The following is a 23619-nucleotide window of genomic DNA, read 5'->3' on the forward strand; positions in this document are numbered from 1 at the left end:
CAGCGAGAGGCATCGATGCCGCAACGCTAAGGAGCAAAGGTCTAGAAAATGTTACGTTTCGTCCGCTCTGTTGAAACGCATTCAAGTCATTGCGGACGAGCGGGCCGGTCTTCGGCGGCCGGCGCCGCCGGCAGCGGAACGACGTCGACCGAATGGAACGTCTTCTGCGTGCCGGCCGTGACGAAGACGCCCGCGACCGGCGCCACGTCGTCATAATCGCGGCCGACCGCGACGCTCACATGATCGTCGGCGGCGACGACGCCGTTGGTGGGGTCGAATCCGACCCAGCCGCAGTCGGGCCCGAGCCAGGCGGTCACCCAGGCATGCATGGCGTCGGCTCCCTCCAAGCGCGGCCGGCCGGGCGGCGGATCGGTGCGCAGGAAGCCGCTGACATAGCCGGCGGGGATGCCGTTCGCCCTGAGGCCGGCGATCATCACATGGGAGAAGTCCTGGCAGACGCCGCGCCGGCTGTCGAAGGCCTCGGCGACGGTGGTGCCGACGCCGGTCGAGCCGGGAACGTAGGCGAAGTCGGCCTTGATGCGGTCCGCAAGGGCGAGGATGCCGGCTCCGACCGAAGCGTCCGCGAGAATCTCGCCGGCATAGGCCGAGAGAGCCGCCAGGGGGGCGGCCCGGCGGCTCGCTGCGAGGAAATGGATCGGCGAGGCGCCGTCGCTCTCGCGGGAAAGGAAGGCGAGGTCGGCCAGCGTGCACCGCGTCGGCGTGTCGGCGAGATCGATCGACCGGCGCGCCAGCGCCACCCGTGCCCGCATCTCCACCTTTAGCGCCGTGTGCGGCCGGTGATAGGCGATCGCGTCGACAGGGTTGCCGAAGAAGTCGGTCTCGGCATGGTGCTCGTCCGGCCGCGGCGTAACCGTGAGCACGGTCCGCTCGACGCTCTGGCCGGGCTCCTCGCGTGGGCGGACCCTCAGGACATGGCGGGCATCGGCGGCCGCGGATGGGTATTCGTAGCCGATCTTCAGCGTGAGGTCGTAGATCATTCTGGATATTGGTCCGGCCGTTCGGCCTTCGGGCTCGACAGGAGGTAGCGCCGGGTCAGAAGGTCGGAAATCGCCCCGAGATCGTCGGCGATGCGGGTGAGGAAGGCTGCGGAGATCTCGTCGGCGTCCGCCGTCTGCAGCCGGACTCTCAGCCGCGCCAGCCGCCGGAAGACCATGTCCGGCGTCTCCCCGGTCGTCATTCCCGGCAGGGCCGAGAGCGCCTCGAAGAGCGCGTTCACCTGGAAGGCGACCGAGCGCGGGTTCAGGGGGTCGAGGATGGTGAGGTCGATCACCGTCTCGCTCGACAGGTCGACGGAATAGCGCCGGCGATAGGTGACGCTGCTGTCGGAGAAGACCAGAAGCGCCTCCAGCGCACCCTCCGGCGGTTCGTCCGCGACGAGCGAGGATGCAATCGTCGCCGACATCCGCGCCCGTTCGAGACTGCGGCCGCATTGCATGAAGCGCCAGCCGGTGAACTGGTACATGTTCTCCTGCACGAGGCCGGCGAAGCCGGACAGATGCGTCAGGATCTGGCTGGTGAGGCCGACCAGATCGTCTTCGCCATCGGCGATGGCCTCCATGATCAGGCCGACGATGTCGGTCAGCGTGCGCCAGCCGTCCGGCGAGAAGCGGTCGCGGATGCGGGACGCCGTGTCCGCCGCCTGGCGGGCGAGGGCGAGGAGCCCGCGCGCGGCTTCGCCGGATGGTGCGTCGACGCCGAGACCCGCCAGCAGCGCGGCGGTCCGCGCTTCCAGCTCGCCCGCCTTGCCGCCTTCGCCGGTGCGGGCGCCATAGAGCCTCAAGAGCCGGGTCGCGACCTCGCAGCGCTCCGTGTAGCGTCCGAGCCAATAGAGATTGTCCGCGGCGCGGGCCGGCAGGGCGCCCGGCAAGCGACGCGAGAAGCGCCTCTGGCCCGAGCCGAGGAGCGTGACCGGCCGCGAGGGGCTGTCGGACGGGATCCATACGTCGATCGAGCCGCCGCCGCGCTGCATGGAGATGACGCGCGCATCGCGGGAATCTGCGACCCGTGCAAATCCCCCCGGCATGACGTGCCACCCCTCCTCGTCGCGGGCGAGGAAGACGCGCAGCGTGACCGGACGAGGCTCGAGCCCTCCGCCGGAAAACACCGGCGCCGTCGAGAGCGCCGCGATCTCCTGGCCGACGATGGCGAGGCCCTGTTGTCGCAGCCGGGCTTCGAGCGCCGTCCGCGACAGCGACGCGATCCCGTCCGCCGCATTGCTTGGTGCTGCCGCGCCGGCCGGGAAGGCGGCCGAGAACTGCAGCCGCTCGCGATGATCGAGAACGTATGCCCGCGCCTTCTCCTGGCCGCACCACCAGGTGGCGATGGTCGGCAGCGAAAGCTCGGTGCCGAGCATCGCTTTCGCCATCGCCGACTGGAAGCCGAGCAGCGCAGGCGCTTCCAGAATGCCCGAGCCGAGCGCGTTGACCATTGTGAGGGCGCCGGAGCGGATCGCCCGCAACAGGCCGGGCGTGCCGATCCGAGAGCCGCCGAAGAGCTCCAGCGGGTCGGCGAAATCGGCGTCGAGCCGGCGCCAGAGGACCCGGATCGGCCGGAAGCCGTCGACCGTGCGCACTTCGGCGCGATCGCCGTGGACGACCAGGTCCCCGCCCTCGAGCAGGAGGAGGCCGAGATAGCGCGCGAGATAGGCGTGCTCGTAATAGGTCTCGTTGTGCGGCCCCGGCGTCAAGAGCCCGATCCTTGAGATGTCGGGCCCCGCGACGGCGTAGAGCGCCTCGCGGAAGCGGCGGAAGAACGGCGCCAGGCGCTCGACGTTCATGTCGCGGCTGATATCGGGGAAGGCCTTGGAGGTCGCGACCCGGTTCTCCAGCGCGAAGCCGGCGCCGGAGGGGGCCTGCGTGCGATCGCCGAGCACCCACCAGCGCCCGTCCGGCCCTCTGCCGAGGTCGATGGCGATGAAGCGGATCAGCGGCTCGCCCGACAGGCCCTGATCGGCCAGCGGCCGCAGGAATTCGGGGTTCTGCCCGAGGAGGGCGCCGGGAACGACGCCATCGCGGATGAGCCGCCTCTCGCCGTAGAAGTCGGCGAGGACGCGCTCGAGGAAGTCCGCCCGCTGAACCAGGCCGGCGGTGAGGGACGCCCATTCGGACGGGTCGACGATCAGCGGCGGATGGCCGAGCGGCCATTCGTGACGCTCCTCGCCGCCCTCCGCCGATCCGTAGACCTGATGGAAGACGCCGGCTTCCGAGAGATATTGCCGGGCCGAGGCGAAGCGGGCCTCACGCTCGCCGCGGGTGAGCCTCGAGAGCGTCGAGAGAAGCGGCGCGTAGTGCGGCCGGATCGCGCCGCTGGTGGCGAGCATCTCGTCGCGACCGCCTGCGGCGAGCCTGGCGTAGTGGCTGAACTGGGCGGGATCGAAGGGCACTGATGATGGCGGCTCGCTGGGCGTTTCACCACCCTATAGCATCGCCGGGCAGGCATGGGGAAAGCGGGTGATTTGAGGAAGTGCTCTTCCCAAGACCTCCTTTAGTGATGCCGTTTGATCGACTTCGGGTGCAGGCGCTCTCTGAGGTCGGATGACGCCAGGAATCAGGCGACCGCCCCGACGGAAACGGTGACCATTTCTCTTCCGGACAAACGTCTTGCAAAAGAAGTTTTTGATGGCAGATTGTAACTCAAGATAGGAATCCGACCGTATATCTACCTGTCGTACATGTGGCGGATTTCTATCAAGTTGGAGGCCTCCGAATATTATTCCTTTTCTGCTTCGGAAGGCGCCCGGGGGATCTTCGACATCGACGCCGCAAATTTCGCCACGATTTTGACGCTCTACGACGATGTCGGCACGATGCTCGCCCGCAACGACGATTCGGACGCCGACCCGGGAAGCAGCTCCTTCTCCAGCCTGATCGACTTCGTATTCGACGAAGACGGCGAATACTATCTCGTGGTGAGCCAGTACGATGGAGATGGCCTTCTGAGTGAAGGATTGTCCTATATCCTCCACGCATCTGTCGAAGGGGCCTCAATCGATTGCGCGGCCTAGGGAGCGTTCGCCATCTACACGACCGCCAGCCCCGCCGGGCGCCTGAGATCCAGCGTCATCGGGAAGGACGGGTCCGGGATCTCGCGCACCGGCTGGTAGGAGCCCGGCGTGTGGCCGATCTCCTCGAAGCGGGCGAGGCGCCGGGCCTCGGCCTCGTAGGCGTTGACCGGGAAGACGTCGTAATTGCGCCCGCCGGGATGGGCGACGTGATAGACGCAGCCGCCGAGCGAGCGCTGCGACCAGCGGTCGTAGATGTCGAAGGTGAGCGGTGCATGCACCGGGATCGTCGGATGCAGGCCCGAGGCCGGCTGCCACGCCTTGAAGCGGACGCCGGCCACCGCCTCCCGGCCCTTGCCGGTCGGCGACAGCGGCACCTCGCGGCCATTGCAGGTGACGATGTGGCGCGCCGCCTCGTAATTCGTCAGCTTCACCTGCAGCCGCTCGACCGAGGAATCGACGAAGCGCACCGTGCCGCCGATCGCGCCGGTCTCGCCCATCACGTGCCAGGGCTCCAGCGCCTGGCGCAACTCCAGCGCGACGCCCTCGCGCTCGATCCTGCCGCAGAAGGGAAAGCGGAACTCAGACTGCGCCTCGAACCATTCCGGCCGCAGCGGATAGCCGGAGCGCTCGAGATCGCCGAGCACATCGAGGAAGTCGGCCCAGACGAATTCCGGCAGCATGTAGCGGTCGTGGAGGCTGGTGCCCCAGCGCACGAACTTGCCCTCTTCCGGACGCTTCCAGAATTTCATGACCAGCGCCCGGATCAGGAGCTGCTGGGCGAGGCTCATCCTGGCGTCCGGCGGCATCTCGAAGCCGCGGAATTCCACGAGGCCGAGCCGGCCCGTCGGCCCGTCCGGCGAATAGAGCTTGTCGATGCAGATCTCGGCGCGATGGGTGTTGCCGGTGACGTCGATCAGGAGGTTGCGGAACAGGCGGTCGGTCAGCCAGGGCGGGGTGGACCCGGAATCGGAGGTCACCTGGGCCATGGCGATCTCCAGCTCGTAGAGCTGATCGTGCCGCGCCTCGTCGATGCGCGGCGCCTGGCTGGTCGGGCCGATGAACAGGCCCGAGAAGAGATAGGACAGCGAGGGATGGCGCTGCCAGTAGAGGACCAGCGACTTCAGCATGTCCGGCCGGCGCAGGAAGGGGCTGTCGAGCGGGCTCGCCCCGCCGACGACGACATGGTTGCCGCCGCCGGTGCCGGCATGCTTGCCGTCGATCATGAACTTGTCGGTGCCGAGCCGCGACTGGCGGGCGTCCTCATAGACGCCGGTGGTGATCGCCACCGCCTCGCGCCAGGACGCGGCGGGATGGACGTTCACCTCGATGACGCCAGGGTCCGGCGCGACGCGGATGACGTTGATCCGCGGATCGTGCGGCGGTGCATAGCCCTCGATCTGCACCGGAAGCTTCTCGGCTTCAGCAATCTCCTCGATTGCGCCGAGAAGCTCGAGATAGGCCTCGGCGGTCTCGAGCGGCGGCATGAAGACGCAGAGCTTGCCCTCGCGCGGCTCGATCGAGAGGGCGGTGCGCACATGGCCCTCGATCTCGCCGGGGCCTTGTACCGGAGCGCCGAAGGACATGGTCTGGCCGGCCATGTTGCCCGCCAGGTTGGAGGCCCCGCCGGGATCGCCGGGCGGCGGCATCTGCTGGCTCATCGATCCTGCTGGGCCGGCCATCGACTGGTCGATGCCGTCGGCGGCCTGCGTCTGCATCTCGACGCGGCCCCAGAGCTGTCGGTTCTGCGGCGGCAGCGGCGGGAAGGGCTGTGTCGGATCGGCCGGATGGATGAAGGGAAAGTCGCCGGCCTTGAGATGAGGCAGGGATCCCAGCGGCAGGCGGTAGCCGAGGGCGGAATCGCCGGGCACGAGGAACAGGTGCCCCCGGCGCGTGCGCCAGCGCTCCGATAGCCAATGCACGCTTCGGTCGCGCGCCTGCCAGGCCTGGATGGGCAGGACGTACCCGGTCGGCCGCGACAGACCGCGCTCGAACACCTTGGCGAGGCGCGAGCGCTCCTCGCGGTCCTCGAGCTTGGAATCGGTCGGCTCGACATTCTCCGGCAACTGCGATTCGCGGGCGATCCAGTAGGCAGCGTCCTCGAAGGCCGGCGCGACGTGGTCGGCGGGAACGCCGAGCTGTTCGGCGACCTTCGTCGCCAGTCGTTCGGCCTCCTCTGCCCCGACCGGATCCGTCGCCGTCTCGCGCGCGACGAGGTCGGCATTCTTCCAGATCGGCACCCCGTCCTTGCGCCAGTAGAGCGAGAAGGTCCAGCGTGGCAGCGTTTCGCCCGGATACCACTTGCCCTGGCCGTAATGCAGGAATCCGCCCGGAGCGAAGCGCTGGCGCAGGCGCCGGATGAGGGCATCGGCAAGGCCGCGCTTCCTCGGGCCGGTCGCGTCGGCGTTCCACTCGGGCGCCTCGAAGTCGTCGATGGACACGAAGGTCGGCTCGCCGCCCATGGTCAGGCGGACGTCATTGGCCTTCAGATCCGCGTCGACGGTCTCGCCGAGCGCGTTCAGTGCCTGCCAACTCTCCTCGGAGAACGGATAGGAGACGCGCGGGCGCTCCGCGATCCGCTTGACCGTCATGTCGAATTCGAACTCGACCTCGGCGAAATCGACGCCGCCGGAGATCGGCGCCGCCGAGCGGTAGTGCGGCGTCGCGGCGAGCGGAATGTGGCTCTCGCCGGTGAGCAGGCCCGAGGTCGGATCGAGCCCGATCCAGCCGGCGCCGGGAAGGTACACCTCGGCCCAGGCGTGGAGATCGGTGAAATCGGTGGACGTGCCGGCCGGCCCGTCGATGGCGACGCGGTCGGGCTTCAGCTGGACGAGGTAGCCGGAGACGAAGCGGGCGGCAAAGCCGAGATGCCGCATGATCTGGACGAGCAGCCAGGAGGAATCGCGGCAGGAGCCGGAGCCCTTCTCCAGCGTCTCCTCCGGCGTCTGCACGCCCGGTTCCATGCGCACCAGATATTCGATGCGGTCGGCGACCACCTGGTTGAGGCCGACGAGGAAGTTCACCGTCTCGAGTTCCGACCGGTCGAGATCCCTGAGAAAGGCCTCAAGGCGCGGTCCGGCGGCCTCCGCGCCGAGATAGGCCGACAGGTCCGTGCGCAGCGGCTCCTCATAGGTGAACGGCCAGCTCTGGGCCATCTCCTCCACGAAGAAGTCGAAGGGGTTGTAGACCGTCATGTCGGCGAGAAGATCGACCTCGACGCGAAATTCGGTCGCGGGTTCGGGAAAGACAAAACGGGCGAGGTAGTTGCCGAACGGATCCTGCTGCCAGTTGATGAAGTGCGGCTCCGGCAGGACCTTCAGCGAATAGGACGGCACCCTCGTTCGCGAGTGCGGCGCCGGGCGGAGCCGGATGACCTGCGGGCCGAGGCGGACGGGCCGATCGTATTTGTAGTGGGTGACGTGATGGAGGGCTGCAAGGATCGACATGTAACTCTTCGTTCGAACGGTGGCCGCGACTTGGCTTTGGACCATATAGCCTCACGGACCTTCGGCAAGCGCCCATGCGGCAGGAACGGGCGACGCATCCCGATTTTATTGCGCCGCAGCGATCTTCAAGGAACTTGCGAGCCGGTCAAACATTGATGCGCGCAACTCTTTTCGCGCCGATGCGCGGTCGGTGGTTTTTCGATGAAACTCTTTTCCTGTCCGTCCTGCTCGCAGGTCGTCTTCTTTGAAAACGTCCTTTGCGAGCGCTGCAGCCATGCGCTCGGCTACGAGCCGGAATCCAACCGCATGCTGGCGCTGGAGCCGGAGGAGGGGATCTGGGTTTCGGCGGGGCGCCATTCCGACGGCAGCCGCTGGAAGTATTGCGGGAACTACGAGTTCGGCGTCTGCAACTGGCTGATCCCGGGCGACAGTGCCGACACCTTCTGCAAGGCCTGCCGGCACAATCTGACGGTCCCGGATGCCTCGAACCCGGCCAATGTCGCGAACTGGCAGAGGATGGAGATCGCCAAGCGGCGCATGGTCTACACGCTTCTGCGGCTGCGCCTGCCGCTCTTCACCCGCGACGAGGCGCCGGAGGGCCTCGGCTTCGACTTCCTTGCGGAGACGCCGGGAGAGCAGCATGTGATGACGGGTCATGACGACGGCCTGATCACCATCGCGCTGGTCGAGGCCGACGATGCCGAACGGGAAAAGCGTCGCACGTCGATGGGCGAGCCCTATCGCACGCTACTCGGCCATTTTCGGCATGAGGTCGGCCACTGGTACTGGGACCGGCTGGTGCGCGACGGTGGCGCGCTCGCCGAATGCCGCGCCATCTTCGGCAATGACGAGGTGGATTACGGCGAAGCGCTGCAGACGCACTACCGCAACGGCCCGAAGCCGAACTGGCAGGACGAGTATGTGTCCTCCTATGCCGCCTCGCACGCCTGGGAGGACTTCGCCGAGACCTGGTCGCACTACCTCCACATCGTCGACTCGCTGGAGACCGGGCACTGGTGGGGCGTGTCCGTCGATCCCAGGGTCAAGGATTCCGGGCTTTTGACGACGACCATCGACTTCGACGTCTTTGCCGAGGCAATCACCATCGAGGACATCACCGATGCGTGGCTGGCGCTTTCGGCGGCGCTCAACTCGTTCAACCGATCGATGGGACATAACGACCTCTATCCCTTCGTCCTCTCCGAGACGGTGAGGGGCAAGCTCGGATTCATCCACGATCTCGTCCACTTCCGGCTGGGAAACCAGAGGGCCAACCTGCCGCAAGCGGCACAGGGCGCAGCCGCCGGGGGTTGAAAATCCAGCAAAAGCCCTTGTCGAAGAATGTCTTGTGGGCGGCGCACGAAAATCCGAGGCGCTCTAGGCTTGAAGCGGCCTATGGCGCTCCACTTAAGAGATGGACAACCATATTCGTGGCTCGCTCCGGCGGGACGGGTGCGGAACCCGAGCTGCGCGAAGCGTGACGGCCGGATGCGACAAGCCGGCTATCCTTCGCCATTCGTCCGCATGCGCGCTCCCCCGGCGACCCTCGACCGACCTAGACGAGTGGCCATGACCAAGGGCAATCAATTCGCATTCGAGACATCCTGGGGAGCTTTCCCAACGGAAGGCGGGGCAAGGTTCCGGCTCTGGGCGCCCGGCGCCGGCTCGGTCGATCTCGCCTTCGGGGCGACGGGCGACGCAGCCGAGTTCCTCCCCATGGAGCGGGACGACGCCGGCTGGTGGAGCCTAACCACCGACCAGGTGGCGGTCGGCGAAGGCTACGGCTTCCGCGTCGACGGCGAACGGGTCGTGCCAGACCCTGCGGCGCGGGCGCAGATGGACGACGTTCACGGCCTCTCCAGGCTCGTCGATCCGGCTGCCCATGAATGGCGCACGCCGGGCTGGATGGGCCGACCCTGGGAGGAGGCGGTCTTCTACGAACTCCATACCGGGACGTTCACGCCCGAGGGCACGTTCGACGCGATCGTGGAGAAGCTCGACTATCTGAAAGAGACCGGCATCACCGCGATTGAGCTCCTGCCGGTCGCCCAGTTCGCGGGAAAGCGCGGCTGGGGCTATGACGGCGTGCTGCTCTATTGCCCGCACGAGACCTATGGCGGGGTCGACGGCCTGAAGCGCTTGATCGACGCAGCCCATGAGCGCGGGCTGATGGTCTTCCTCGACGTCGTCTACAACCATTTCGGACCCGACGGGAACTATATCGGCTCCTATGCGCCGGAGTTCTTCCACGAGGAGATCCACACGCCCTGGGGCGCGGCGATCGCCTATGACGAGACGCCGGTGCGCGACTTCATGATCGAGAACGCGCTGTTCTGGTTGGAGGAATACCGGATCGACGGGCTGCGCCTCGACGCCATCGACTCGATCAAGGACACGACCGACACGCCGCTGGTGAAGGAACTGGCCGCCCGTGTGCGCGAGAAATACCCGGATCGGCACGTCCACATCACCACCGAGGACGACCGCAACATCACCTGGCATATCGAGCGCGGGAAGGCCGGCGAGCCGCTGCTGGTCTCCGGCGAGTGGAATGACGACTTCCACCACTGCGCCCATGTCCTCGCGACCCACGAGGAAGAGGGCTATTACGCGGACTATTCGCGTAGGAGCGTCGAGCAGATGGCGCGGGCGCTGGCGACCGGCTTCGTCTTCCAGGGACAGCATTCGGCGCATCGGGGCAAGGACGTCGGCACCTCTTCGGCCCATCTTCCGCCCACGGCCTTCGTAAATTTCCTGCAGAACCACGATCAGATCGGGAACCGGGCCTTCGGCGACCGGCTGACGGACCTCGCCTCGCGGCGGGTCGTGGAATGCCTGCAGGCGATCCTGCTCCTGTCCCCGCAGATTCCGCTCCTCTTCATGGGCGAGGAGTACGGGGAGACCAAGCCGTTCTGCTTCTTCACCGATTTCCATGGCGAACTCGCCGACCTCGTACGCGAAGGGCGTCGCAGCGAATTCAGGAAGTTCGCCGCCTTCCATGATGCCGATGCGCGCAAGCTCATCCCCGATCCGAACGCCGCCTCGACCTTCGAAGCCTCCAAGCTCGACTGGGAGATGGCGACGCGCCCGACCTATCGGCGCCGGCTGGCCATGGTCCGGGAACTCCTGGAAAAGCGCCAAGCGTCAATCGTGCCGCTCCTGAAGGAGACGCCGCCGAGCTGCGGCGCCTATCAGGTCTCGGACGAGACCCGTGCCTTCGTCGTCTCCTGGAGGCTGAAGGACGGGTCCGTGCTGCAGCTCTTCGCCAATCTGGACGACGAACCCTGGGCCGTGCCACAAGGCGTCGGCAAGGGCGATCTCGGCCGCGGCAAGCTCGTGCATGCCCATCCGAAGGGTGCCGAGGAGGCTTTGGCGACGGGCGTTCTGCCGGGGCCGAGCGTCGTCTTCCGCCTCGACGGCCAGCAACTGATCGCAGGGAAGTCTTCGTGAGCGACCATCTCGACCGGCTTGCCGAGAGTCACGGCATCCAGCTTGCCTATGTCTCCGAAATGGGCGAGCGCCGCCAGATCGACGATGCGGCGAAGCGGTCGCTTCTCGGCGCCCTCGGCATCGACCCTGAGGACGAGGACTTCGGCAGTTTCGACGAGGCACAGGATACGCCGACGCGCCGATGCGCCCTGCCGCAGACGGTCCGCGACCACCGCTTCTGGGGCGTGTCCTGCCAGCTCTACGGGCTTCGGTCTGCGCGCAATCTCGGCATCGGCGATTTCGAGGATCTGGCACAGCTTGCGTCGATCGCAGGCGAGGAGGGCGCCGCCTTCGTCGGCGTCAACCCACTGCACGCGCTGTTCCTCGCCGATCCCGGCCGCTACAGCCCCTATTCCCCGTCCACCCGGCGCTTCCTCAACCCGCTCTACATCGCTGTCGACCGGCTGGAGGGCGGGCCGCAAGCGATCGCGGCGCTTCGCGCCGAGGCGCCCGAGCTCTTCGAGGACCTCGACGGCGACCTTGTCGACTATCCGCGGGCCGGGCAGCTGAAGCTGCAGCTGTTCAAGAAGATTTTCGCCGCGAGGCGCGACGATATCCGCGAGGAGCAGGCCTTCGAGCGCTTCTGCGCCGGCGGCGGCGATACGCTTGCCGGCTTCGCGCTATTCGAGGCGATCTCGGAGCGGCAGGTCGAGGACGGGTTTCATGCCGGCTGGCATTCCTGGCCCGGGGCGCTGCAGGATCGTGACAACCAAGCGGTGTCGGCGTTTGCGGAGGAGAATGCCGATCTCGTCCTGTTCCATCAATGGCTGCAGTTCGAAGCCGAGGAGCAACTCGCCGAAGCGCAGGCACGCGCCAAGGCCGCCGGCATGCGCATCGGCCTCTATCTCGACCTTGCCGTCGGTGTCGCGCCGGATGGCGCCGAGACCTGGATGGACCCGTCGCTGACGGTGGCTGCGGCGCGGGTCGGCTCGCCGCCCGATATGTTCAACAGCCAGGGCCAGGACTGGGGCCTTGCGCCGCTGTCGCCGAAGGCGCTGGCCGAGCGCGGCTTCAAGCCGCTGCGCGAATCCTTCGAGGCGCTCACCCGCAATGCCGGCGCGGTCCGCATCGATCACGCCATGGGGCTCGCCCGGCTGTGGTGGATCCCGCAGGACAGCGGCTCTTCCGGCGGCGGCTATGTGCGCTATCCGCTCGGCGCGATGGTCGACACCGTTGCGGAGGTTTCGGAGGCGAATGCCTGTCTCGTCGTCGGTGAAGATCTCGGCACCGTGCCGCCGGGCTTTCGCCACGTGATGGAGACGGCACAGGTCATGTCCTACCGTGTCCTGTATTTCGAGCGGCACCGCGAGACGGAGTTCCTGCCGCCCGCGGCCTATCCCAAGCTCTCGCTCGCCTGCGTGTCGACGCATGACCTCGCGACGCTTGCCGGCTGGTGGGACGGGGCCGATATCGCCCTTCGCTTCGAGGCAGGCACCCAGGACGCGGCGGCGACGGAGCGCGACCGGACCGATCGCCGGCACGACAAGCGCGCGCTCGTCTCCGCGCTCGCCGAGGCGGGTGTCCTGCCGCCGGAGCTTTCTCGGGTCGCCGCGGGCGAGGACGAGGTTCCGGACACGCTTTCGGCAGATCTTGCTGTCGCCGTCCACCGCTTCGTCGCGATGACGCCGTCGCTTCTCGTCACCGTCCAACTCGACGACATGATCGGCTCGCATCGACAGCCGAACCTGCCCGGCACGACCGATCAATATCCCAACTGGCGTATCCGCTCGCCAATCGCCCTCGAAGATCTCGCGGAGAGCGAACGCTTCCGCAACATGGCCGCCGCGATGCGGCGGGAAAGGCCGAACCGCTCATGAGCCGCCCCCTGGTCGCGACCTACAGGCTGCAGTTTCGCGAGGGCATGGACTTCTCCGGCGCTGCCGGGCTCGCTCCCTACATCGCCCGCCTGGGTGTCAGCCATCTCTACGCTTCGCCGATCTTCGCCGCCTCGCCGGGCTCGACCCACGGCTACGACGTCACCGACTACAACGCCCTCGAGGAGAAGCTCGGCGGCATTTCCGGCTTCACCGCGATGAGCGACGCGCTCTCGGGAGCGGATGTCGGCCTGATCCTCGACTTCGTGCCGAACCATATGGGTGTCTCGCCGGTCAATCATTGGTGGGAGGACGTGCTGCGCTGGGGCCAGGAGAGCCGCTACGCGCGCACCTTCGACATTTCCTGGGAAGCCGAGAAGATCCTCGTTCCGGTCCTCGGCAAACCCTATGGCGACGCGCTGGAGGATGACGAGCTCTCGGTCCAGCTCGATGCGGATGCGGCGCAGCTGCGCTTCGACGCGGCGGGCTACGGGCTGCCGATCGATCCGCGCACCTACGGGCACGTCTTCGGCCTGCTCGACCATGCCGAGAAGGACCGCCTGGTCCGGCGGTTTTCGGTGTCGACGCCCGCCGAGGCCGACGAACTCGCCGAGCGCTTCGCCGAGCATCTCGCAGATCCCGGCTTCCGCGCGGCGCTCGACGCGGCGCTGGCGGCGATCAATGCCGATCCGGCCGCGCTCCACGAACTGCACGAGGCGCAGGCCTGGCGTCTCGCCTGGTGGCGCACGGCTCGCGAAAAGCTCACCTATCGGCGCTTCTTCGAGATCGCCGACCTGATCGGCGTGCGCCAGGAACTGCGCCGGGTGTTCTCCGAATCGCACCAGACGGTGATCCGGCTCGCCCGCGAGCGCCGGCTCGACGGCATCCGCATCGACCATGTCGACGGCCTCGCCGATCCCAAGGGCTATCTCGTGCAGCTGCGCCAGGCCTTCCAGTCGGTGCGGCGCTCGCCCTCGATCCATGTCGAGAAGATCCTCACCGGCGAGGAGCGGCTGCGCAACAATTGGGAGATCGAGGGCACAACCGGCTACGAGTTCATCACGGCCCTCGCCGGTCTCTACGTCGACGCCGCACAGGAAGCGGCGATGACCGACGCCTACCACGCCTTCATCGGCGAGGAGGAGGATTTGCGCGCCATGATCACCCGGCAGAAGCGGGCGATCTTCCAGCGCAATCTCGCCGGCGAACTTGTCAGCCTCACCAATCTGGCGCTCGGCGTCGCCGAACGCGGCCTGGCGACGCGCGACCTCGGCTCCGACACCATCGCCCGATCGATCGTCGAGGTCGCGACAGCGCTCCCGGTCTACCGCACCTACGTCTCCGTCGACGGGGTGCCGCGGCGCGACATCGCCGTCATCGACGAGGCGGTCGACCTCGCCATGACCTGGCGCGAGGTCGAGGCGGACGAGCCGATCCAGTTCATCGGCCGGCTCCTGAAGCTCGATTTCATCGACGGCGCCGACATCGCCGGCGCGCTCGACTTCACCCGGCGCTTCCAGCAGACCACCGGCGCGGTGATGGCCAAGGCGGTCGAGGACACGGTCTTCTACCGCTACAACCGTCTGATCGCTCTCAACGAGGTCGGTGGCGAGCCGGATCATTACGGCGCCGATGTCTCGGCCTTCCACGAGGCGATGGAGACCCGGCTGCAGGATCAGCCGGAAGGCCTCCTCGCCACCTCGACCCACGACACCAAGCGCGCCGAGGATGCTCGCGCGCGGCTCTACACGCTGTCCGAAGCGCCGGAGCGCTGGCGCGAGATGGTGACGGAGTTCGCGCGGCGGATGGAGCCGTGGCGCAAGTCGATCGAGCCCGGAGTGAACTCGCCCGATCCCGCCACCGAATGGGGGCTCTACCAGTCGCTGCTCGGCGTCCTGCCGACGGACTTCGATCCGGGCGACGCGGCCTTGCGGCACGGCATCGCCGAGCGTCTTGCCGCCTTTGCCGAAAAGGCGGTGCGCGAGGCCAAGCGCTGGACGAGTTGGACCTCTCCTGCGAGCGCCTATGAGACCGCCTTGTCGAACTTCACCCATGCCATGCTGGAGAGCGGCGATGCCGAGGCGTTCCTGTCGCATTTCTGGCAGGTGGCGCAGCCCTTCGTCGCCGCCGGCGCGCTGACCTCGCTGTCGCAGCTCGTCGTCAAGCTTGCGGCTCCCGGCATCCCCGACATCTACCAAGGCACCGAGTTCTACGACTTTTCTCTCGTCGATCCGGACAACCGCCGACCGGTAGACTTTGCGGTGCGCAGCGAGGCGATGGGCAGCGAGACCTCCTGGGACGAGGCGTGCGAGACCTGGCGGAGCGGCTGGATCAAGGCCAAGGTGACCCGCGCGGGCCTGGCCATGCGCAACCGCAATCCAGAGCTCTTCGCGCGCGGCGCCTATGTCCCCCTTGCCGCGGAAGGGGACCTCGCAGATCACGTCGTCGCCTTCGCCCGCATTGACGAGGAAGCCGGCAAGGCGGCCATCGCGATCGCACCGCGCCTGTGCCTCTCGCTGCTCGACGGCCGGGTCGACATCATGCCGGCGGGCGGCCGCTGGGGCGACACAAGCGTTGCGCTTCCTCAGGTCCTTCAGGATTGCTCCCTGCGCAATAGCTTCAGCGAAGAGATCCTGCCGCCCGGCAAGAGCCTCGACCTCGGAACGATCCTGTCGGACCTGCCTTTCGCCCTGTTCGAGACGGCCTGAGCCGACGGCCGGACCCTCTGCGAAGGGCCGGCTTCGTGCATCTTGCCGCCCTGTCGCCGGGGCGGCCCCGATGATTGGGAAGGAGACCCGCAATGCCGATCCGCACCGTCGTCTGGAACGAGTTCATCCACGAGCGCAACAACGCCGTCGTCAGGGAGATCTATCCGGGCGGGATCCATGGCGCGATCGCCGCCGGGCTGAGGGAGGACGACGCGTTCGACGTGTCGACGGCGACGCTGGACCAGCCCGAGCACGGACTGTCCGAGGCGCGTCTGGCCGAGACCGACGTCCTGCTGTGGTGGGGCCATAAGGCGCATAAGGACGTGTCCGACGAGACCGTGGAGATGGTCGCCGATCGCGTCCATCAGGGCATGGGGTTGATCGTCCTCCACTCCGGCCACTTCTCCAAGCCGTTCAAGCGGCTGATGGGCACGCCCTGTTCCTTGCGCTGGCGCGAGGCGGGTGAGCGAGAGCGTCTCTGGGCGGTGAACCGCTCGCATCCGATCGTGCAGGGCGTGACACCGGCGATCGAACTGCCGAATGCCGAGATGTACGGCGAGCCGTTCCTGGTGCCGGAACCGATGGAGACGGTGTTCATCTCCTGGTTCGAGGGCGGCGAGGTGTTCCGCTCGGGGCTGACCTATCAGCGCGGGGCGGGGAAGATCTTCTACTTCCGCCCGGGCCACGAGACCTATCCGATCTATCACAACCCGCAGATCAAGCGGGTGTTGAAGAACGCCGTGCGCTGGGCCCACAACCCGGTGCCGGCCTGGGAGGACGTCGCAGAGGCGCCAAACGTCCCCGTCGAGAAGGCGCCGGAGACGATCGAGAAGCGGGGCCCGGCCCTGCACAAGCCAGGCGAAGAGGGATATCGGTGAGTTCGGCAGAGGAGGGATCGGCATTGGCAGACGCAGGCGAAAAACGGATCATGATCCTCGGCACCGGCGGGATTTCCCACCGCCATGCCGAGCACTTCACCTCGATCCCCGGCTGCCGGATCGTCGCCGCCTGCGACGTCAACGCCGATCGGTCGCGCACCTTTGCGGACATGCACGCCATTCCGCGTTCCTTCGACAATCTCGGCAAGGCGCTGGAATGGGGCGAGTTCGACGCCGTGGTGAACTCGACGCCGGACGGCGTCCACAAGGCGACGACGCTGGACATCCTTGCCGCCGGCAAGGCGGTCTTCTGCGAAAAGCCGCTGGCGGTGAATGCCGATGATGCCTTCGACATGGTCGAGGCGGTCGAGAAGGCCGGTGTCATCAACATGGTCAACCTGACCTATCGCAACGCTCACGCCATCCAGATGGCCCGGCGGCTGATCGACGCCGGCGAGATCGGTGCCGTGCGCCATGTCGAGGCGAGCTATCTGCAGAGCTGGCTGACCGGCCGCCACTGGGGCGATTGGCGGGTCGACGAGCGCTGGCTGTGGCGGCTGTCCTCCGCGCATGGCTCGATGGGCGTGCTCGGCGATATCGGCATCCACATCGTCGACTTCGTCACCTATGGCACGGGGCTCGACATCGCCGCCCTGCAGGCGCGGCTCAAGACCTTCGACAAGGCCGAGGGCGGCGCGATCGGCGGCTATACGCTCGATGCCAACGATTCCTGCGCGATGACCGTGGAGTTCACCAATGGTGCGCTCGGGGTTATCCATATGAGCCGCTTTGCGACCGGCAAGGCGAACGATCTCGACCTGACCATTCATGGCGAGCTCGGCGCGCTGAAGATCTGGTCGAACACGACCGAGTCCAGCCTCCAGGTCTGTCTCGGGGCGGACATCGAGACGCAGACCTGGCGGCCCTACGACTGTCCGCCGACCCCGCGCAACGCCGACCGCTTCGTCATCGCGCTCCTGTCCGGCACGAATGGCGAGCCGGATTTCCGCCGGGCGGCTGAAGTGCAGAAGATCCTCGATCTTTGCTTCGTCTCGGATGCGGAGCGGCGGATGCTGCCGGTCGAACTGCCGCCGGCGGACTGACCGCCCAAGATCCGCCAGGCCGGCGGCTTCACTGAGCGAAAGGTCGGCACCAGCTTCTTCTGGCAAGGCTTGGGGAGCCCCCATGCGTCGCCCGCCGGCCTTGGCGCGCGGCGCGACCCGACCTCGGATACCGCCACAGATGCTGTCGACCTTCGTCACCTACCAGCTCTATTCGAGCGACATGCAGCGCTCGCTCGACCGCGTCGCGGCCGATCCGGTCGCCAAGCGCGAGGCGGAATACTACAACGCGCATATTGGCGAGGTGAAGTCCGTCGACGACTTCCTCGGGGATTACAGGCTCTACTCCTATGCGATGAAGGCCTATGGTCTGGAAGACCAGATCTACTCTAAGGCGCTGATGAAGAAGGTGCTGGAGAGCGACCTCAGCGACACCAAGAGCTTTGCCAACAAGCTGTCGGACGACCGCTATCGCGAGTTTGCCAAGGCCTTCAACTTTCCCGCCGCGTCTTCGGTGGACAAGACGCTCACCGCCCAGTCGGCCGCGCAGAGCGATCTGACCACCGAGGCCTATTCGGAATACCGGGTGCGGGCCGGGCAGGCCCAGGCGTTCAACGCCAGCCACTATGTCGGCACGATCGGCAGCGTCACCTCGGTCGATCAGTTCCTGAACGACAGCGCAATCTACAGCGTCGCGCTCGCCTCGGTCGGGATCGATCCAGCGATCACCTCCAAAAGCTTCATTCGGCAGGTGCTGACCTCGAACGCGGCGGATGCGCCGGCCGCCAACGGCGACACGCGCTATCTGAAGCTCGCCGACATGCTGCCCTTCAATGCCGACGGCTCGGCGCCGGCCGGCGGGCTGCAGACAGCCGCACAGGCGAACGGCACCGTCTATAGCTACTTTCAGGCGAAGGGGCTTGCGGCAACCGCACAGGCGGCGAGCTATCAGGTCAGCTATTACGAGGCGCAGATCGGCCAGGTGCAGACGGCGGACGATTTCGTGGGGGATGCGCGGCTTCTCGACGTCGCGCTGACCTCCGTCGGCCTCGACTCCTTGACGACCTCCTCGACCTTTGTCTGGCAGGTCCTGACCAGCGATCTCGCCGATCCCGACAGCGTCCTCAACAAGATGTCCGAGGCGACCGGCTCCGACATCGAGCGGAAGGCGAAGTTCAAGGCCCTCCAGGCTATGTTCACCTTCGATACGCAGGGCAATGCCGCGGCGGGCGGCGCACAGAGCACCGAAATGATCACCGCCACGACGGACGACTATCTGGAGCGCTATCAGAACGTCATCCGGCAGAAGGATACGCTCAGCACCAGCCTGTTCAAGGCCGGCGTCGCCGCGCTGAGCAGCGTCACCGGCTTCATGGCGAGCAGCGCGGTCTACAGCTATGCGCTGAAGGCCTTCGACCTCGACCCGGCGACCGAGAGCTACACCAAGATCATGCGGGTCCTGAAGAGCGATCCGTCCGATCCCAAGAGCTATGCCCGCCAGCTCCGCGACGAGCGCTATGTCCACCTTGCCGCAGCCTTCAACTTCGACGACAAGGGGAAGGTCGCCAGTCAGCGCCTGCCGCAGACCGAGGCGAGCCAGGTCGCAACCGCCAACCGCTATGCCGAGCTCCTGGGTGACGATCCGAGCAAGGCGGCTCTCGCCAAGGCGAAGGCGGAAACCGCCGACTACAAGGCCGCGCTGTCCTCCGTCGCCACGATCGACGACTTCGTCTCGAACGATACCATCCTGACCTATGCCCTGAAGGCCTACGGCCTCGATCAGGCGAAGCTTTCGAAGGACGACCTGAAAGCGATCCTGACCAGCGACCTCAGTGATCCCGAGAGCGCGGCCAATGTGAGGAACGACAAGCGGTTCGTGGAATTCGCAGCCGCCTTCACCTTCACCACCGGCGGCGAGATCCAGCGCGACAAGCAGGAGGTCCAGACCGTTAGCAATCTGATCAAGACGCAGGACTTCTATTTGCAGCAGATGCTGGAACAGGAAGCGGGCAACGATAACGAGGGGGTTCGCCTGGCGCTCTATTTCAAGCGCAAGGCGCCGGATCTGAAGAACAGCTACGAGATCCTCGCCGACCCGGCGCTCCTGTCGGTGGTGCAGACGGCGCTCGGGATCCCGAGCGAGTCCAGCCAGAGCGACATCGAGTTGCAGAAGGCGACGATCGACAAGAGGCTCGACCTTGCGAGTCTCGACGATCCCAGGCAGCTGGAGAAGTTCGTCAGCCGCTTCCTGGCAATGTACGACCTGACTTCCGGCGCGAGCTCGGCCGCGTCCTCCCCGGCCGCCATCATCCTCGGCGGCTCGAGCTCTTCCGGCATCGCGGGGATCCTGTGAGGCTCACCAGCTGGGCGGGGCCATGAAAAAAGGCTGCGAAGCGCCAAGCTCCGCAGCCCTTCAGATTTCACATTCGCAGTTGCGTCAGCGGACCGACAGGACTTCGCCGCTGCGCCGGTCGATGTCGACGCGGATATCGTCGCCGCGCCTGTCGATCCCCGCGATGCGGTAGGACCGCCGCGTCTTGGTGATGGAATCGACGTCCCGCACGCCCTGACGGCGGGCAATCCGCACCGCCTCGCGCTCGGACACCTCGTCCCGCTCGGCGCGGGAATCGTGGCCCCGATGGTCGCGGTCGCGATAGTCCCGCTCCTGGGTCTGCTCGTTCGGCACAAGGCGGATGCCGTCCTTGCCGATCTGGATACCCTGCGCGAGCGCAGGGGTGGCGAGGGCGATCGCCGCCGCCGTGAGTGCACCGTAAGTGAAAATTCTTTTCGTCATCGTCTCTCTCCCTGGGAGATATAGTTGCATTCAGGACGAATGCCCCGGATGCTTTCTGGAGAGACAACAACGGTGACGATTTTTGGTTCCAGGTCTCCGAGCGACCAAGGAACGGTAAATGGCCGCAGCCATTTCACTTTATGGCGAAAAGATGATCGACGGTATTGGGCGGCCGGGCTGCGGTTGCGGAAGCGCGGAACCTGAGGCGTGCCCCATGCTCCGCGTTCGCAACCCGGCCCTGCGACCGGCGCTCAGCCCATATATTGGCCGCCATTGGCCGAAAGCGTCGAGCCGGTGATGAAGCTCGCGTCGTCCGAGGCGAGAAACACGACGCAGCGTGCGATCTCGTCCGCTTCGCCCAGCCGGCCGACCGGGATCTGCGGCAGGATGTGCTTCTGCATGACGTCCTCGGAAATCGTGGCCATCATCTCGGTGTTGATGTAGCCGGGACAGATCGCGTTGACCGTGATGCCCTTCTTGGCGCCCTCCTGGGCGAGCGCCCGGGTGAAGCCGATATCGCCGGCCTTGGCGGCGGAATAATTGGCCTGGCCGGCCTGGCCCTTCTGGCCGTTGATCGACGAGATGTTGATGATCCGCCCGAAGCTGCGCGAACGCATGCCATCCCACACCGGCCGGGTCATGTTGAATAGGCCGGAGAGATTGGTGTTGATGACCTCCTGCCACTGCTGGGGCGTCATCTTGTGGAACATCGCGTCGCGGGTGATGCCGGCATTGTTGACCAGGATGTCGACCGGCCCGATCTCGGCCTCGACCTTGGCAATGCCTTCGGCGCAGGCGTCGTAGGAGCCGACGTCCCATTTGTAGACCGCGATCCCGGTTTCCTGCTTGAAGGCGTTCGCCTTCTCGTCATTGCCGGCATAGGTCGCCGCCACCTGATGTCCCGCCGCCTTCAGCGCCATCGAGATCGCCGCGCCGATGCCGCGCGTTCCTCCCGTCACGATTGCCGTTCTGGCCATGATGTCTCCTCCCTGGTTCGGGCTCCACCACACATTGCAGCCGGAAGCGTAGCCGGCTCAGAGCCTCACCTTGTTTATGTCGTCGGCGGGAGGTTGGTCACCCCTCGGCCCGACAAAAATGCCGCCGCGCTCGCCGCGAAAGCGAGCCGGCGGCCAAAAAGGCCGCGGCCCGGCGGTCCTTTCGAACCGCCGGGCCGCGAATAAATGTGTCATGCCGTAAGAGCGAATGCTGCCGAAAGGCCAGCTCTGTTCTCCCGCGGCAGCGCTGGGATCACATCCGCTCGAAACACATGGCGACGCCCATGCCGCCGCCGATGCAGAGCGTTGCGAGGCCCTTCTTGGCGTTCCGGCGCTGCATCTCGAAGAGCAGGGTGTTGAGAACGCGGTTACCCGAAGCGCCGATCGGATGGCCGATCGCGATCGCGCCACCATTGACGTTGACGATGTCGGGATTCCAGCCGAGGTCCTTGTTGACCGCGCAGGCCTGCGCGGCGAAGGCTTCGTTGGCCTCGACGAGATCGAGGTCGTCGACCGACCAGCCGGCCTTTTCCAGCGCCTTCCTCGAAGCCGGGATGGGGCCGGTGCCCATGATGGCCGGATCGACGCCGGCCGTCGCCCAGGAGACGATCCGCACCATCGGCGTCAGGCCACGCCGCTCGGCCTCGGCCTCGCTCATCAGGACGGTCACTGCAGCGCCGTCATTGATGCCGGAAGCGTTCGCCGCCGTCACCGAACCCTCCTTGTCGAAGGCGGGACGCAGCTTGGAGATGCCTTCCAGGGTTACGCCGTGCTTGATGTATTCATCGTCTTCGACGACGGTGTCGCCCTTACGGCCCTTGACCGTGAACGGCACGATCTCGTCCTTGAACCGACCGGCCTTCTGCGCGGCTTCGGCCTTGTTCTGGCTCTTCACCGCGAACTCGTCCTGCATCTCGCGGGTCAGCTGCCACTGCCGGGCGACGTTTTCCGCCGTATTGCCCATGTGATAGCCGTTGAAGGCGTCGATCAGCCCGTCCTTCAGCATGGTGTCGACGAGCTTCAGGTCGCCCATCTTCTGGCCGGCGCGCAGATGCTGGGCATGCGGGGCCATGGACATCGATTCCTGGCCGCCGGCGACGATCACCTTGGCATCGCCCATCGCGATCTGCTGCATGCCGATCGCAACGGTCCTGAGGCCCGAGCCACAGAGCTGGTTCAGGCCCCAGGCGGTGGCTTCCTTGGGGCAACCGGCTGCCATCGCCGCCTGCCGGGCCGGGTTCTGACCTTCGGCGGCGGTCAGGATCTGGCCCATGATCACCTCGTCGACCTCGGCCGCGTCGACCTTGGCGCGGGCGAGCGCCTCCTTGATGGCGGTGGCGCCCAGTTCATGGGCAGGCACGCTGCCGAAAGCGCCATTGAAGGCCCCGACGGGGGTGCGCGCCGCACCGACGATGACGACCGACTGTCCGTTGTTCATGACGAATTCCCTCAAGTGCGAGCAGGACCGTCCGGAGAATATAGGGCGGCCGGATGACTTCCGCACCTTTGTCGCAAAGCTGGCTCGGGCCTGTCAAACGGAGCCGGTCGCCTGGGAAGCCGGCGGATCGGCCGTCGATTCCGCAGCGCGGGGAAGGCGGAACCCGGCCCGGCAGGCCGCAATGCCTTGGATTCCAGTGGGCCCGTCCGGAAGCATTTGGAATGCGGCGCGATTTGTGCCTATCATTTATGCGGCGCAGCGAGAGTTTTGCGAGTGGCAGAACCGCCCGCGTGTTCGCACAGGTCAAGGGGTGAGGAATGGCCAAAGATTCGGATGTGACGGTAATCAAGAAATACGCCAATCGCAGGCTCTACAACACCGGCACCAGCACCTATGTCACGCTCGAGAACCTCGCGACCATGGTGAAGAACAACGAGGAATTCATCGTCCAGGATGCCAAGAGCGGCGAAGACATCACCCATTCGGTGCTGACCCAGATCATCTTCGAGCAGGAGAACAAGGGCGGGCAGAACCTGATGCCGATCGCCTTTCTGCGGCAACTGATCCGCTTCTACGGCGACCAGATGCAGATGGTGATCCCGGCCTATCTGGAGCAGACGATGAGCGCCTTCGCCAAGGAGCAGGAGAGCTTCCGCGAGAAGGTGACGGGACCTATCACCCAGACCCCGATGAAGCTCATGGAGGCGCAGGTCCGCCGCAACACCGAAATGTTCCGCCAGGCGATGGTGATGTTCAACCCGTTCATGGCCGGCGCAATGGGAGAGGCCGGCGATACGAATGATCGCGGCCATTCCGGCGGAGCGGGAGCCAGCACGGACAGCCGCGACGACGATCTGAAGGCGATGCGCGACCAGTTGCAGCGCATGCAGGAGCGTCTTGAAGCGATCGATTCGCGCAAGGAGAGCTGACCGGCCGCCAATTCGCCGGGCGTTCGGCCACCGGGTGATCCCGTCC

The 23619-nt window shown here is 66.3% G+C and carries 15 protein-coding genes; 9 read left to right on the top strand and 6 right to left on the bottom strand.

All coding sequences use genetic code 11. From position 1 onward, the window contains the following. Nucleotides 1–86 precede the first annotated feature (86 nt). Together LH400_RS16560 and LH400_RS16565 are read right to left on the bottom strand one after the other, a co-directional pair. Nucleotides 87–998, bottom strand: a complete 912-nt coding sequence (locus tag LH400_RS16560; protein WP_229153956.1) for a transglutaminase family protein — start codon at nucleotides 996–998, stop codon at nucleotides 87–89. Then, complete coding sequence (locus tag LH400_RS16565; RefSeq protein WP_229153957.1) at nucleotides 995–3403, bottom strand: circularly permuted type 2 ATP-grasp protein; 2409 nt, start codon at nucleotides 3401–3403, stop codon at nucleotides 995–997. Before LH400_RS16565 ends, LH400_RS16560 begins: the two co-directional genes overlap by 4 nt. Nucleotides 3404–3712: 309 nt before the next feature. On the opposite strand from LH400_RS16565, the gene LH400_RS16570 reads away from it, so the two are divergent. Then, nucleotides 3713–4024 carry a DVUA0089 family protein gene (locus tag LH400_RS16570; RefSeq protein WP_229153959.1) on the top strand — a complete coding sequence of 104 codons (312 nt, stop codon included), beginning with the start codon at nucleotides 3713–3715 and terminating at the stop codon, nucleotides 4022–4024. Between the two features lie 14 nt (nucleotides 4025–4038). Here the strand turns inward: LH400_RS16570 and LH400_RS16575 are convergent, their stop codons facing one another. Continuing rightward, a complete protein-coding gene (locus LH400_RS16575; RefSeq protein ID WP_229153960.1) occupies nucleotides 4039–7467 on the bottom strand; it encodes a transglutaminase family protein in 3429 nt (1142 codons plus the stop codon). A gap of 201 nt (nucleotides 7468–7668) precedes the next feature. On the opposite strand from LH400_RS16575, the gene LH400_RS16580 reads away from it, so the two are divergent. The 7 genes from LH400_RS16580 to LH400_RS16610 all read left to right on the top strand — a co-directional run bounded on the left by LH400_RS16580 (nucleotide 7669) and on the right by LH400_RS16610 (nucleotide 19770). Beyond that, nucleotides 7669–8781 (top strand): zinc-binding metallopeptidase family protein, encoded by a 1113-nt coding sequence (locus LH400_RS16580; protein ID WP_229153961.1) that lies wholly within the window; start codon nucleotides 7669–7671, stop codon nucleotides 8779–8781. Between the two features lie 255 nt (nucleotides 8782–9036). Further along, nucleotides 9037–10917 carry a malto-oligosyltrehalose trehalohydrolase gene (gene treZ, locus LH400_RS16585; RefSeq protein WP_229153962.1) on the top strand — a complete coding sequence of 627 codons (1881 nt, stop codon included), beginning with the start codon at nucleotides 9037–9039 and terminating at the stop codon, nucleotides 10915–10917. Further along, nucleotides 10914–12773 (top strand): 4-alpha-glucanotransferase, encoded by a 1860-nt coding sequence (malQ, locus tag LH400_RS16590; RefSeq protein WP_229153963.1) that lies wholly within the window; start codon nucleotides 10914–10916, stop codon nucleotides 12771–12773. Before treZ ends, malQ begins: the two co-directional genes overlap by 4 nt. Then, the gene (gene treY, locus LH400_RS16595) at nucleotides 12770–15478 is read left to right on the top strand and encodes a malto-oligosyltrehalose synthase (RefSeq protein ID WP_229153964.1); all 2709 of its coding nucleotides are present in this window, start codon (nucleotides 12770–12772) and stop codon (nucleotides 15476–15478) included. Before malQ ends, treY begins: the two co-directional genes overlap by 4 nt. Before the next feature lie 92 nt (nucleotides 15479–15570). Continuing rightward, nucleotides 15571–16356: a ThuA domain-containing protein gene (locus tag LH400_RS16600; protein WP_229153965.1), complete on the top strand. Its 786-nt coding sequence runs from the start codon at nucleotides 15571–15573 to the stop codon at nucleotides 16354–16356. Nucleotides 16357–16406: 50 nt separating this feature from the next. After that, nucleotides 16407–17459, top strand: coding sequence for a Gfo/Idh/MocA family protein (locus LH400_RS16605; protein ID WP_229154425.1), 1053 nt, complete (start codon nucleotides 16407–16409; stop codon nucleotides 17457–17459). A 139-nt stretch (nucleotides 17460–17598) separates the two neighbouring features. Next, nucleotides 17599–19770, top strand: coding sequence for a DUF1217 domain-containing protein (locus LH400_RS16610; protein ID WP_229153967.1), 2172 nt, complete (start codon nucleotides 17599–17601; stop codon nucleotides 19768–19770). An 84-nt stretch (nucleotides 19771–19854) separates the two neighbouring features. On the opposite strand, the gene LH400_RS16615 is transcribed toward LH400_RS16610, so the two are convergent. The 3 genes from LH400_RS16615 to LH400_RS16625 all read right to left on the bottom strand — a co-directional run bounded on the left by LH400_RS16615 (nucleotide 19855) and on the right by LH400_RS16625 (nucleotide 22644). Next, complete coding sequence (locus LH400_RS16615; protein WP_229153969.1) at nucleotides 19855–20211, bottom strand: PepSY domain-containing protein; 357 nt, start codon at nucleotides 20209–20211, stop codon at nucleotides 19855–19857. A 251-nt stretch (nucleotides 20212–20462) separates the two neighbouring features. Then, a complete protein-coding gene (phbB, locus tag LH400_RS16620) occupies nucleotides 20463–21188 on the bottom strand; it encodes an acetoacetyl-CoA reductase (protein WP_229153971.1) in 726 nt (241 codons plus the stop codon). 271 nt (nucleotides 21189–21459) lie between these two features. Beyond that, nucleotides 21460–22644, bottom strand: coding sequence for an acetyl-CoA C-acetyltransferase (locus LH400_RS16625; protein WP_229153973.1), 1185 nt, complete (start codon nucleotides 22642–22644; stop codon nucleotides 21460–21462). A 317-nt stretch (nucleotides 22645–22961) separates the two neighbouring features. On the opposite strand from LH400_RS16625, the gene phaR reads away from it, so the two are divergent. After that, a complete protein-coding gene (gene phaR / locus LH400_RS16630) occupies nucleotides 22962–23573 on the top strand; it encodes a polyhydroxyalkanoate synthesis repressor PhaR (protein WP_229153974.1) in 612 nt (203 codons plus the stop codon). The last annotated feature ends 46 nt before the right edge of the window (nucleotides 23574–23619 follow it).

The organism is Jiella soli, from assembly GCF_020615385.1.
In the GTDB taxonomy this organism is placed as follows: domain Bacteria; phylum Pseudomonadota; class Alphaproteobacteria; order Rhizobiales; family Rhizobiaceae; genus VKMB-3413.